At 65.3% G+C, this 12,546-nt stretch carries 13 protein-coding genes; 8 read left to right on the forward strand and 5 right to left on the reverse strand.

Features of this window, described 5'->3' with window-relative positions; genetic code table 11:
- Window positions 1–97: 97 nt before the first annotated feature.
- From SFA35_RS16125 to SFA35_RS16140, 4 genes are all read right to left on the reverse strand, one after another.
- On the reverse strand, window positions 98–1,081 hold the full coding sequence (locus tag SFA35_RS16125) for a methyltransferase (protein WP_414058407.1): 984 nt from the start codon (window positions 1,079–1,081) through the stop codon (window positions 98–100).
- A complete protein-coding gene (locus SFA35_RS16130; RefSeq protein WP_320571544.1) occupies window positions 1,078–2,415 on the reverse strand; it encodes an iron-containing redox enzyme family protein in 1,338 nt (445 codons plus the stop codon). The genes SFA35_RS16125 and SFA35_RS16130 overlap by 4 nt, the downstream gene beginning before the upstream one ends.
- 166 nt (window positions 2,416–2,581) lie before the next feature.
- A complete protein-coding gene (locus SFA35_RS16135; protein ID WP_320571545.1) occupies window positions 2,582–2,740 on the reverse strand; it encodes a hypothetical protein in 159 nt (52 codons plus the stop codon).
- A gap of 23 nt (window positions 2,741–2,763) precedes the next feature.
- On the reverse strand, window positions 2,764–3,648 hold the full coding sequence (locus SFA35_RS16140) for a manganese catalase family protein (RefSeq protein ID WP_320571546.1): 885 nt from the start codon (window positions 3,646–3,648) through the stop codon (window positions 2,764–2,766).
- Between the two features lie 414 nt (window positions 3,649–4,062).
- Between SFA35_RS16140 and SFA35_RS16145 the strand changes: the two genes are divergently transcribed.
- From SFA35_RS16145 to SFA35_RS16180, 8 genes are all read left to right on the forward strand, one after another.
- On the forward strand, window positions 4,063–5,328 hold the full coding sequence (locus SFA35_RS16145) for a 3-phosphoshikimate 1-carboxyvinyltransferase (protein WP_320571547.1): 1,266 nt from the start codon (window positions 4,063–4,065) through the stop codon (window positions 5,326–5,328).
- Window positions 5,329–5,727: 399 nt separating this feature from the next.
- The gene (locus SFA35_RS16150) at window positions 5,728–6,744 is read left to right on the forward strand and encodes an iron ABC transporter permease (RefSeq protein ID WP_320571548.1); all 1,017 of its coding nucleotides are present in this window, start codon (window positions 5,728–5,730) and stop codon (window positions 6,742–6,744) included.
- Window positions 6,741–7,508, forward strand: coding sequence for an ABC transporter ATP-binding protein (locus SFA35_RS16155; protein WP_320571549.1), 768 nt, complete (start codon window positions 6,741–6,743; stop codon window positions 7,506–7,508). Before SFA35_RS16150 ends, SFA35_RS16155 begins: the two co-directional genes overlap by 4 nt.
- 11 nt (window positions 7,509–7,519) lie before the next feature.
- Entirely contained in the window at window positions 7,520–9,646 is a 2,127-nt protein-coding gene (locus SFA35_RS16160) for a TonB-dependent siderophore receptor (protein ID WP_320571550.1), read from the forward strand.
- Window positions 9,643–10,662 (forward strand): ABC transporter substrate-binding protein, encoded by a 1,020-nt coding sequence (locus SFA35_RS16165; RefSeq protein ID WP_320571551.1) that lies wholly within the window; start codon window positions 9,643–9,645, stop codon window positions 10,660–10,662. Before SFA35_RS16160 ends, SFA35_RS16165 begins: the two co-directional genes overlap by 4 nt.
- Window positions 10,663–10,752: 90 nt before the next feature.
- The gene (locus tag SFA35_RS16170; protein ID WP_320571552.1) at window positions 10,753–11,025 is read left to right on the forward strand and encodes a hypothetical protein; all 273 of its coding nucleotides are present in this window, start codon (window positions 10,753–10,755) and stop codon (window positions 11,023–11,025) included.
- On the forward strand, window positions 11,022–11,420 hold the full coding sequence (locus SFA35_RS16175; protein ID WP_320571553.1) for a type II toxin-antitoxin system PemK/MazF family toxin: 399 nt from the start codon (window positions 11,022–11,024) through the stop codon (window positions 11,418–11,420). Before SFA35_RS16170 ends, SFA35_RS16175 begins: the two co-directional genes overlap by 4 nt.
- A 19-nt stretch (window positions 11,421–11,439) precedes the next feature.
- The gene (locus SFA35_RS16180) at window positions 11,440–11,781 is read left to right on the forward strand and encodes an FKBP-type peptidyl-prolyl cis-trans isomerase (protein WP_320571554.1); all 342 of its coding nucleotides are present in this window, start codon (window positions 11,440–11,442) and stop codon (window positions 11,779–11,781) included.
- Window positions 11,782–11,817: 36 nt separating this feature from the next.
- On the opposite strand, the gene SFA35_RS16185 is transcribed toward SFA35_RS16180, so the two are convergent.
- Complete coding sequence (locus SFA35_RS16185) at window positions 11,818–12,522, reverse strand: DUF72 domain-containing protein (protein WP_320571555.1); 705 nt, start codon at window positions 12,520–12,522, stop codon at window positions 11,818–11,820.
- Window positions 12,523–12,546 lie beyond the last annotated feature (24 nt).

Below are 12,546 nucleotides of genomic sequence, written 5' to 3' on the forward strand. Positions count from 1 at the left end.
TACCTCTCGTGGCGGCGGTTTTCTGGCGAATGGCAACTAACCAGTCGGTTAAAAGTGCCACGCAGCGATAATTTTGCAAGTTCCTTGCCAGCCCATCTCAGCCGGTTCGGGTGACTGTCAACACCACTGCCGCAATTCGCTCGGCCTGCGCGTACTCGGGCGTTTCCAGCTCCTCGCCGAACACATCCGGGTCCACTTCCCGATAGCTCCAGGCCCAGCCGGGCACACCGTCAAACAATTTGCGCGCCTGCTCGAGAAACACGTCGACACCGGCGATCATCGGCGCGCCGGTATAGAGTAGCAAACTGCCACCAATGCGCAGGCGTTGCAAGGCCTCCCCGACGATCCGTACCGACAAGGCTGAACCCAGCCCCTCGCCGCCATGCCGATAGGCACGCTGCAAGGGATCCTGCATGTAAGGCGGATTGGCCACGATCAGGTCGAAATCGTCACTGGTGCCTTGCAGGATATCGCTGTGCCAGGCCGAAACATTGCTCACCTCGGCCAAGGCGGCATTCACCGCAGTGTAGCGCAGCGCCGTGGGGTTGATGTCCACCGCCAGGACTTGCGCCTCGCGCCGGGCACGGGCGATGAGTATGGCACCCGCGCCACTGCCGCAGCCGATATCCACGGCGCGAGTGATCGGTGCGAGGCTGCTGCGCAGGTGCTCTTCGATGGCCTGGGCGAAGCGGTAGGTGTCCGGGCCGAAGAACACCGCATCATGGGCTTGGGTGGGATAGGAAGAGTGCACCAGCAGCAACTCGCCCAGACTGGACCAGCGCACCTGGCTAGCCCACAGCCCGTCATGGGCACGCAGCACCCCGTGCTCGAGCAGGCTGGTCAGTTCCGCCGCGGGCAACAGGCCATCCTCGAACGGCCGGTTCCAGCCGAACACATCGCGTACATCCCGGGCCAGGCGGCTGCTGTCGCGGGCATTGTTGCGCTGCTGGGTCAGCGGCGTCACGCTGACGAACCGGTAGCGGTCGGCCTGCAGGCGGCGGCCGAGCTGCACCAAGGCCTGGTCGCGGGCACCGACGTCGAGGTCTGGCGCCGAAGGCGCAGCGTTTCTGATCATGTTCATCGGGCCATCCCCGCGCCATGCAAGTGTCTGGAGAACGCCTGGGTCGCCAGCAGGCCCGGTGGCGTCGCATGGCAGGCCGGGGCTAGCTGTTCCAGGTTCGGCGGCGTAGTCGCGGATGCCGCCTTGGGCAGCGCCGGGCCGCGCGCACGCCGGCGGAACTGCGCACGGAACGGCGCCGCCTCGGCGGCTTGCCAGTCGCCGGCGATCCAGTCGTGCAGCAGCTGCATCTCGTAGCCGCTGAACACGCCGAACATCGCCGCCCCGGGCCCATCGATCAGTTGCCAGAATCGGCTTTGCGCCGGGTCGGCATTGCGCTTGATCCAGCCCTTCTCTTCCAGTGCCGCGAGAAAAGCCAGGCTCTGCCCCGGCTCGGCCAGCCATTGATTGACCGTGCGGCCCTGCAGGCGGCAGTAATCGGAGTGCATGTGCTGGCCGAAGCTGCGCTTGCGCTCGAGCATGGCCACCACCTCACGCTCCAGGTCGAAGCCCTCGATGACTGCCATGCTGCCCACACCCAACTCGTTGAGCAGGTAACCGGCGCGCAGGCGCTCGATGAAGGCCGCGCGCTCCGGGCCATTGGGCAGCAGGTCGTGCACTGCTGCCAAGGCTTTGTGGGCGTGCCCGCTGCTGGCGTTGTCGACGGTGACGTGCAAGGTGAAGTAATAGGGGTCGATGCCCAGTTCGTTGAGTTCAAAGGCGCTGATCAGCAAGTGCAGGGGCAGTTGCTCGTAACCCAGGTTGTAACCCAGCACTTCGGGCAGAAAGCGCTCTACCGCCTGGCCCAGCGCCAACTGCAGCGCGCCCTGCAGGTACAGCTCGTCGGCCAGCGGTTCGGTCGCAGCGCAGTCATGCTCGGCGAGCAGCTTGCGATACAGCGACACATGGTTGAGGGCCGGGTCGCCGTCGCCAAGCTCCTCCAGATAGGTACGGATCAAGCCGTGAAAGCGCCAGTCGTCGGCGTGCCGCAGGGTGCCATACAGCCAGGCACCATCCACCAGCTTGCTCGGCGCCACATGGCGCAGAAAGTACAAGGCATGGGCCTTGCTGCTGAAAAAGCCTCGCGGGGCGCCTGCATGACGCTGCTCCAGGTACTCGGCATAGCGCTCGGCGACCTGTTCGGCATTGCCGTTGACCCAGGCCAGCAGGTCCTCGGGCTCCGGCATGTCGCAGGGCAATTGCCGGGCCTGCTGCAAGTGATGGCCGAGAAAAGCGTCGAGCTGCGCCGGCGGGAGGGCTTCGGGCGTGTGCAACACCGCTTCGTAGAAGGGCTGCGCGGCAGGCAGTGCCAGCGCGGGTTGGGCAGTAGCGTCTTGCAGGCTTTGAAAGTGGGTCATGACGGTCGCCAATAGCTGTTCTTGTCTTATTCTTCAGACGCTGGCGGCACGATATTGATCCATTTAGATTGCCGCAGTGTGTGGCGCGGCAAAAAAAAACCCGCCAGCAGGCGGGTCAAGGGAGAGAGCAACGCACACAATTCAAGGCAACTTTCAAAGCAGATGATCAGCTGCGTCGGCGATAGTTTTTCAGTAGCTGGGTAACCCGCAACGCTCGACCGAATAATTGCGCACGCATATCAAAGCTTTTGAGCGTGGCATTGAAATCCAGGCCCGGAACATTGACCGCTGCGGTCAAGGGTTGCTCCAATTGCATATCGGCCATTATAGGAACTCCTTGATATCCAATTATTCAGCCGGCCCTTGCACCAGGCCACTGCCCAGATCAGCACCGGTCACCGGGTTGGCAGTCGGGTCGGACTGAGTGCGCAACTTGAGCGCCGTCAGCACCTCCTCGTCGTCCGCCGACAGCGTCACCGATGCGGTACCGTCGCCACCGTCGACAGCGGGCTCGGGGCTCTCGACGTATTCCCACTCCTCACCCTCGTTCCACGGCCCCCGCAGGTTCGGCTCGCCTTGCGACATGTTGAAGTAGACGTTGGTGAACTGTGGCATGCCAGGCAGCTTGCCCTGGGGAAAGTTCGGCTGGATCGAGTGCAAGGCCTTCTCGAAGGACATCTGGTGAGCGATCTCGCGAGTCATCAGGAAGCCCAGTGCCTCTTTCACACCGGGGTCGTCGGTGACATTCATCAAGCGCTCATAGACAATCTTGGCGCGGGATTCAGCGGCGATGTTGGAACGGAAGTCCGCCGTCGGCTCACCAATGGTGTCCACGTACGCAGCGGTCCATGGCACCCCCGCCGAATTGACCAAAGGGGCGCCACCGCCATACAGCAGCTGGGTGATATGCGAGTCGTTGCCTGCGCCGTTCAGGCGACGGTACAGCTCACCTTCCTCTTCGACCGCTTCGGCCAGCTGACCCTTGGCACCCTTGTTGAGCATGACGATGATCGAGCCGATGATTTCCAGGTGGCTCAATTCCTCGGTGGCGATATCCATCAGCAGGTCCTTGCGACCTGCGTCTTCTTCGGCCAGGCCCTGGGTGAAATAACGTGTGGCGGCAGCGAGCTCGCCTTGTGCTCCGCCGAACTGTTCCAGCAGCAAGTTGGCCAGGCCAGGGTTGGGCTGGGCGACGCGCACGGTATATTGCAGACGCTTGTTATGAAGAAACATGATGAACTCCGCGAATCAGGCTTGTGCCGCTTTCGTAAAAGACGGCTATCGATTAGGTCTGGCTGACATCCTGGAATACAAAAATCCCGTTGTTCGCGCTGACTGACTCGCGACCACCACCTCAAGTATGCATAGGGTCTGATAAAGCCCCACGCGAAACGGCTGCAGTTATTTCTGTTCGGCACGACCGGCGGCACTAATGAACTAACGCGCAATGTTTAGTGCTTGAATGTTTAACGTTTCCTGGCCATGGTTCAGCCAGGCGTCGAGGCACGGGCTCAGGGTCCGCCGCAGGGTTGCCAGCGCCGGACTGACGCAGCGCTGGCCCCCTGCCCCCGGAAACTGGCACCATTGCACCTTTCCGACAGCCTCGCCTGCCGGCTGGACCTTCTGCCGTTTGAAGAGAATGAATCGATGAGCGTAAACGACACCGTCACCGTGATCCCGCCGGGCCGCCCCCTGCACGGCCAGGTCAGCCCACCGGGCTCCAAGTCGATCACCAACCGCGCGCTGCTGCTCGCGGCCCTGGCCAAGGGCACCAGCCGCCTGGGTGGCGTGCTCAAGAGCGATGACACTCGGCACATGTCCAATGCCCTGCGCCAGATGGGCGTGACGGTCGAGGAGCCGGACGACACCACCTTCGTGGTCACCAGCAGCGGCCGCTTGCAGGCCCCCGAGGGGCCGCTGTTTCTCGGCAACGCCGGCACCGCCGTGCGCTTTCTCACGGCGGCGGTGACCACGGTAGACGGCAGCGTGACCCTGGACGGCGACGAGTACATGCGCAAGCGCCCGATCGGCCCGCTGGTCGACGCGCTGCGCGCCGCTGGCCTTGAGGTCAGCAGTGCCACCGGCTGCCCACCGGTGCAGGTCAAGGGCAGCGGCACCCTCGCCGCCACCCGCCTGGAGATCGACGGCGGGCTGTCCAGCCAGTACGTCTCTGCGCTGTTGATGCTCGCCCCCTGCGCCGCGCAGCCGGTGGAAGTGGCCTTGATCGGCCAGGACATTGGCGCCCGCGGCTACGTCGACCTGACCCTGGCCTGCATGCGCGCCTTTGGCGCCCAGGTCACCGAGCTGGACGCCAACACTTGGCGAGTCGCCCCGACCGGCTATGTGGCCAGCGATTACCAGGTCGAGCCGGACGCCTCCGCCGCCACCTACCTGTGGGCTGCCGAGGCGCTGAGCCAGGGCCGCATCGACCTGGGCGTGGCCGCCGACGCCTTCACCCAGCCCGACGCCCGCGCGCAAGGCTTCATTGCCCAGTTCCCGCAGATGCCGGCGGTGATCAATGGCTCGCAGATGCAGGACGCCATTCCCACCCTGGCCGTGCTGGCGGCGTTCAACCGCACCCCGGTGCGCTTCGTCGACCTGGCCAACCTGCGGGTCAAGGAATGCGACCGCGTGGCGGCCTTGCACGATGGCCTCAATGCCATCCGCCCAGGCCTGGCCACGGTCGAAGGCGACGATCTGCTGGTCGCCGCAGACCCGGCGCTGGCCGGCAGCCACAGCGACTGCTCGATCAACACCCACGCCGACCACCGCATCGCCATGTGCTTTGCACTGGCCGGCCTGAAGGTCAGCGGCGTGCGCATCCAGGACCCGCTGTGCGTCGGCAAGACCTACCCGGGCTACTGGAAAGCGCTGGAATCGCTGGGCGTCGAATTGCAGTGGGTCTCGGCCTGAAGCCCTGCCGACAGGCTGGTTTGATCTTCGGCCTGGCGGAATGTCCGCCGCCTTGAGACCGGCCTGTCGGCCTCTCGGGGTCTGCGACCCCTCCCACATGAGACCACGCCCGACGTGGGAGGGGGCAACGCCCCCGAGAGGCCACAAGGCCGGTTTGATCTTCGGGCGCCTGGCGGAACGTCCGCCGCCTTGAGACCGGCCTGTCGGCCTCTCGGGGTCTGCGACCCCTCCCACATGAGACCACGCCCGACGTGGGAGGGGGCAACGCCCCCATCTCACGGCCGATACGCAACACCAGGCCATTCGATGCCCCGCTGCGACAATTGGTAGCAGACTAAGTATTTCCCCTCTGGCACCGCTATATGTTTTTCTATATAGCGTAAATTCCAGAGCCTCCCAATGCCTGTGCCAGACCCATCGCGCCACTTCACGGCCTGGCTGACCGCCGCCCTGGCCCTGCTCCTGTTCGCCGCCGTCGCATCCCTGACCCTGGGCCGCTACCCCATCGGCCTCGGCGAGCTGTGGCGTTTCCTCGGCCATGACCTCAGCCCGCAACGCCAGCAATTGCTGCACAGCGTCATCCTTGACACACGCCTGCCACGGGTGATCGGCGCGGTGCTGGTGGGCGCCGGGCTGTCGGCGTCCGGCGCCGCCTACCAGGCTGTGTTCCGCAACCCGCTGGTCTCGCCGGGCCTGCTCGGCGTGCTCAGCGGCTGCGCGCTGGGCGCCTCGCTGGCGATCGTGCTGGGCCTGCAGGGGCTATGGATCTCGCTGCTGGCCTGCGTCACCGGGCTGCTGGCAGTGGGCGTCGGGGTCGCGGTGGCGGCGATGTTCACCACGCCCTCGATCCTCATGCTGGTGCTCGGCGGCATCGTCAGCAACGCGCTGTTCACCGCCCTGCTGTCCATTGTGCAATACCTGGCGGACCCGCAGGACCAACTGCCGACCATCGTCTACTGGATGCTGGGCAGCCTCAGCGCGGTCGACCCCCATGCCCTGGGCTGGACCGCTCCGGTGCTGATCGTGGCGATCATCGCCCTGTGCCTGCTGGGCCGGGTGATCGATGCACTGTCGCTGAGTGATGACGAAGCCCGCAGTCTGGGCGTGCCGGTGTCGGTGATCCGCTATGGGGTGATTGCCCTGGCTACGCTGATCAGCGCCCTGACCGTCAGCATCGCCGGCATGGTGGGCTGGGTCGGCCTGCTGGTGCCGCACCTGGCGCGCTTTCTGGTGGGCCCCAGCAGCGCCCGCCTGCTGCCGATCAGCGCCTGCCTGGGCGGCTGCTTCCTGCTGGCGGCCGACGGCCTGGCGCGCAGTTTCAGCGCCGGCGAAATCCCCTTGGGCATCATCACCGAACTGCTCGGTGCCCTGGCCTTCGTGCTGGTGTTGAACCGCGTGCGCCGGGGCTGGCTATGAGCGCTCTGCTGACCGCCGAGCACCTTAGCTACCGCATCGAAGGGCGCTCGGTGCTGGCGGGCATCGACCTGCAGGTCCACTGCGGCGACTGCATCACCCTGCTCGGCGCCAATGGCGCCGGCAAGAGCACCCTGCTGCGCCTGCTGCTTGGCCTGCTCAAGCCCCATGGCGGCCAGGTGCGGCTCAACGGCCAGGCGCTGGCGACGGTCAAGCGGCGCGGCATCGCCCGGCAGGTCGCCTATGTGCCCCAGAGCCATGTGCCGAGTTTTCCCTACCGAGTCCGCGAGGTGGTCAGCCAAGGGCGCTTGCCCAGCACCGGCCTGGGCCGCGCACCGAATGCCCGGGATCACGTCGTCGTCGATCAGGCGCTGGCCGAATTGGGCATCGAGCACCTGGCGCAGCGCTTGTACACCGAATTGTCCGGCGGTGAGCGGCAGTTGGCGCTGATCGCCCGCGCCCTGGTGCAGCAGGCGCGGCTGATCATTCTCGACGAACCGGTGGCGGGCCTGGACTACGGCCACCAGCAGCGTCTGCTCGAACACCTGCAGCGCCTGGCGCGCGCCGGGTTGAGCATCCTCAGCAGCAGCCACCACCCCGAGCACGCCCTGGCCTGGGCCAACCGCGCCTGGGTGCTGGAGCACGGCCGGCTGATCGCCGACGGCACCCCCCACGCGGTGATCGACGCCCAGTTGATCGCCCGGCTGTACCAGCGCCAGGTGCGTCAGGTCGACGTGCCGCCCCATCGTTTTTTCGTCCCCTTGTGAGCCTGACCACCATGCCCTCCACCGCTTTGCGTTTTGCCTTGTCACCGCTGTGCCTCGCCGTGTCACTAGGCGTCGCCCACGCCGCCGACAGCGACTCGATCCAGCTGGCGCCCGTCGACGTCACCGCCAGCGCAACCCCTGACGACGACACCCAGCTGGCGAAAAACAAGGCCGCGAGCCTCGGCCCGCTGGGCGAGCGCAAGGTGCAGGACACGCCCTACTCGATCAACGTGGTCAATGCCCAGCTGATCGACAACCAGCAGTACAAAAGCTTCAAGGACATCCTGCGCCTGATGCCGTCGGTACAAGGCGACGGCGCCCGGCCGCAGAGCCGTGGCATGCAGGGCAGCGTGGTGCAGAATTCACGGCTGGACGGCCTCAACGTGGTCTCGACCACCGACTACCCTGCCGAGCAGTTCTCTGCCATCGAAGTACTCAATGGCCTGGCCGGTGCGCTGTACGGCCCTGCGAACCCGGCCGGCACCTTCAATTTCATCTCCAAGCGGCCCACCGACGAGACCCGCAACCGGGTGACGGTGGGCGTCGGCACCGGCCTGACCTGGCTCAAGGAAGCCGACCTGTCCGGCCCCTTCGACCCGGACGGGCGCATCAAGTACCGCCTCGACCTGCTCGACGAACAGGGCCAGGGCTACAACCCGGGCAGCCAGCTGCGTCGCCAGCTGGTCAGCCTGGCGCTGGACTTCCAGCTCAGCGACCAGGACCTGCTGCAGACCAACTTCAGCTACTACAACTTCCTCGACAAGGGCCTGCCCGGCAAATTCGCCCTGGCCAGCAACGCCAGTTTCCCCCACGCGCTGGACCCCACCCGCAGCAACCTGGGGCAGAACTACGCTGGCGACAACAACACCACCGAGACCGCCAGCGCGCACTGGAAACATGATTTCAACGGCAACTGGAAGCTGGACGTCGGCGGCCTGCGGCAGATTGCCGACCGCCAAAGCACCGGCGTCACCAATACCCTGAGCACCACCCCCGGCCAGTACACCAGCTCGGTGTCGTCGGCCACCGCCAGCCGTTTCACCATCAACAGCTACCTGGTCAGCCTCAACGGCAGCGAATGGACCGGCCCGGTGCGCCACGACCTGACCCTGGGCCTGAGCGGCTTCAACTGGCAGAACTACAACCCGGTCGCTGGCGCCACCACCACCCTGGGCACTGCCAACCTCAGCGATCCGCAGGACTTCGCCGAACCGAACTATCCGGACTTCACCGACCGCTACCAGTCGGCGGTGGCTACCCAGCGCGCGCTGATCTTCGGCGACACCCTGACCTTCACCCCGCAGTGGAGCCTGATGCTCACCGGCAGCCAGAGCCGGCTGACCAGTCGCAACTACGCCAAGACCCTGAACGTCACCTCCAGCTCCGAGGACAGTGGCCTGAGCAGCGCCACCAGCCTGCTGTACAAGCCGGTGGAGGACCTGACCCTCTACGTCACCTACGCCGACAGCCTGCAACAGGGCGACACAGCGCCGACCGGTACCAGCAACGCCAACGACATCCTGGCCCCCTACCGCAGCAAGGAGTGGGAGACCGGGGCGAAGTGGGCACTGGACCGTGTCAACCTGTCGCTGGCCGCGTTCCAGATCAAACGCCCCTATGCCTATACCCAGGGCACCGTCTACGCCAACGGCGGCGAGCAACGCAACCGTGGCGTCGAGTTCATGGCCGACGGCAAGGCCAGCGACACCGTGCAGCTGTTCGGCGGCCTGACCTGGCTGGACCCCAAACTGCTCCACACCGGCACCCCGAGCACCGAGGACACGCGCATCGTCGGCCTGGCCAAATACACCGCCAACCTGCTCACCGTGGTGCAGATACCCCAGGTGCAGGGCCTGTCGCTCAACCTCAACAGCCGCTATGTGGGCCGCCGCCCCACCGACAACACCGACAGCAGCTGGGTCTCGGGCTACAGCACCTTCGACGCCGGCGCCGCCTTGACCACCACCTTGTGGCACCGCAACACCACCTACCGGCTGGAGGTCGAGAACCTGACCGATCGGCGCTACTGGACCAACGTCGTGCCCGGCGGCCTCAACGGCTACTCCGGGGCCGGCAATGCCAGTGCCTCGCTGGGCACCCCGCGCGAAGTCCAGGCCTCGATCCAGGTGGACCTGTGAGCGCCCGCGCCTGGCTGAGCGCTGCCGCGCTGGCCTTGTGCAGCGCCGGTGCCCTGGCCGACGCCGGCCACCTTGTGCGCGATGACGCCGGCCAGCAGGTCAGCGTGCCGGCCAGCCCCCAGCACATCGCCGACGCCTGGTACGCGCACCATGCGTTGCTGATGACCCTGGGCGCCGGCGACCGTATCGCCGCCACCGTCAACCACGAGGCTGGCCAGCCCTGGATGTTCCTCGTGCAGCCGTCGCTGCGCCAGGCACTCAGTGTGCCGGGCAACGCCTTCGGCGCCGAAAGCCTGCTGGCGGCAAAGGTCGACCTGGCCTTCGTCAGCACCGGCGACCGCAACGCCCAGGCCTACCAGCAGGCGGGCATCGCCGTGGTGCATGTCGGCTTCAAGGACATCCCCGGGCTGCAGCACACCCTGCTGCTGACCGCCCAGGCTCTGGGCAGCGACAGCGCCCGGCAGCGCGCCCAGGCCTACAACGCCTACCTCGACAAAGCACTGGCCGAGGTTTCCACGCGCACAGCCAGCCTCACCGCGCAGCAACGCCCGCGCGTGCTGCACATCGCCTCGCTCAATCCTCTGAAGGTCGACGGCGATGGCACCCTGATCGATGACTGGATCAAACTGGTCGGCGGGCGCAACGCCGCCGACGGCCTGCACGGCAACCTGCAGACGGTGTCCGCCGAACAACTGCTGGGCTGGCAACCCGATGTGCTGATCCTCGCCGCCAACGCTGGCAACCTCGCCGATTCGCCCGCCAGCGCGCTGCTCGGGGAACTGGACGCGGTGCAGCACGGCCGGGTACTGCGCAACCCCGCCGGGGTGTTCCCCTGGGACCGCTACGGCACCGAAATCGCCCTGCAACTGCCGTGGGCCGCACAGCAATTGCACCCGGAGTTGTTCAAGGACGTCGACCTGAATGCCCTGACCATCGATTTCTACCGACGCTTTTTCGACTACCCGCTGTCGACGGCGCAGGCGGCGCGTATTATCGGAGGTTTGCTTCCCCAGTAGCATCAAGTGACAACTGGGCCTTGCTCACGCCAAGGGTTGCTATAAAATCTATAGCAATATTGACTGTCGATCTGCGCTGCGGAGGATCCCATGGCCCATGTTGAAAAGCTGGACACGGTCTTGTTTCGGCTTCGCCCCCAAGACACCCCTACAGGCATCAGTACCGAAACCTTCGGTTTGCTGATGGCCCAAACCGGAATGAACAAGACCGAGGTGATCCACTATGCCTTGCGCCAGCTAGCAGACCGTTATCTGCCGAAGTATGAGCTCGACGACGGCCCTCTGACCCCGGAACAGATGGACGCAATAAAAGCTGCAAGTCCAGCCCTGCCAGACAGCCGACTGACGCGATCGCTGTTTTGATCTCGCCACGCCCATTCACTCCCCTGCCTGCACCGGGCGACATCGTCTGGTGCAAGTTTCCCGAGAGGCTTGGCACCCCTGGCCCGAAGAGTCGGCCGGGGCTGGTCATCGGCGTGTTCGATGAGGAGCGCAAGGTTCGGGTATGTTATGGGACCAGCCAGAAAACCGACCGGATCTACCCCGGCGAGTTTGTGCTCGATCCCGATGATGATGGATTCCCCTTGAGCGGACTGGGCGCACGCACTAAATTCGATCTGAACCACACCTTCGATCTGGCGTTCGATACGGACTGGTTTGCGATGCATTCAAGCCTGGTTCCCGCGATACCGTTGCCGAAGATGGGTTCATTGCATTCCAGCTACATGCAAGCCATCAAAAAAGCGCAAAGCCGTTAATCCCTGAGCCGATTCAAGCATGAATGAACAACTGCACATAGAAGACCTGCACCCTGGCACCGGGAAGGCCGTGGTCAAGGGCGCGCTGATCACCACGCACTACACCGGCTGGCTGGAAGACGGCCAGGAGTTCGATTCGTCGCACTCGCGCGGCAAGCCGTTCCAGTGCGTGATCGGCACCGGGCGCGTGATCAAGGGGTGGGACATCGGCCTGATGGGCATGCAGGTCGGCGGCAAGCGGCGTCTGTGGGTGCCGGCGCACCTCGCCTATGGCGAGCGGCAGATGGGCAAGCTGATCACGCCGCACTCGAACCTGCGCTTCGAGATCGAGCTGCTGGAAGTGCTGACCCGGGAGGATTGATCACCCCGGAGGAGGTCAGCGCCGCCGCCCCAGTTTTCAGCTTGCCAGCTGCTTGAGCAGCAAGGCATCGCCCACCGCCTCGCCCCCTGCAGTATTGTCGAAGATCACCCATACCGGCCGATCCGTCGGCAAATGCTCCACCAGACGCTGCAGATACGCCTGCCCATACGCCGAATAATAAATCCTTGGCGATCCATGCAGCCGCCAATACTCGAAGCCATTCCAGCCGCCCGGGATGTCACCACCGGCTATCGGCGCGGGGTCGGCCGCTACCCGGGCGATGCGCTGTTCGATCAGCAACGGCTGCGCCTGCAGCCAGCTGGGATGCCGCGGTTCGAGGGCGACCGCGCCGCTGTAGCGCTCGCGCAGCGCCGTGAAAAACTCCTCGGCGGCCTCTGCCTGGTAGTGCAACGACGGCGGCAACTGCACCAGCAGACAACCGAGTTTGTCGCCCAGTGCCGCGCATTGGCCAAGGAACTCGTCGAGCAAGGTGCTGCAATCGTTCAAGCGGGCGACGTGGGTGATCTGCTTGGGCATCTTGACCGAGAAACGGAAACCGGCGGGAACGCTTTGCGCCCAACGGGCGTAGGTGGCGGGACGGTGTGGGCGGTAGAACGAGCTGTTGATTTCCACGGCGCCGAGCACCTGGCTGTAGCGCTGCAGATGCGAACCTTGGACGGGGAACAGATTCTGGCAGCCGCGCGGCAGGCTCCAGCCAGCGCAACCGAGCAATAACGACATGGGCAGCTACCTCGGGCGGGGTTA

This window comes from Pseudomonas sp. HR96, assembly GCF_034059295.1.
GTDB lineage: Bacteria > Pseudomonadota > Gammaproteobacteria > Pseudomonadales > Pseudomonadaceae > Aquipseudomonas.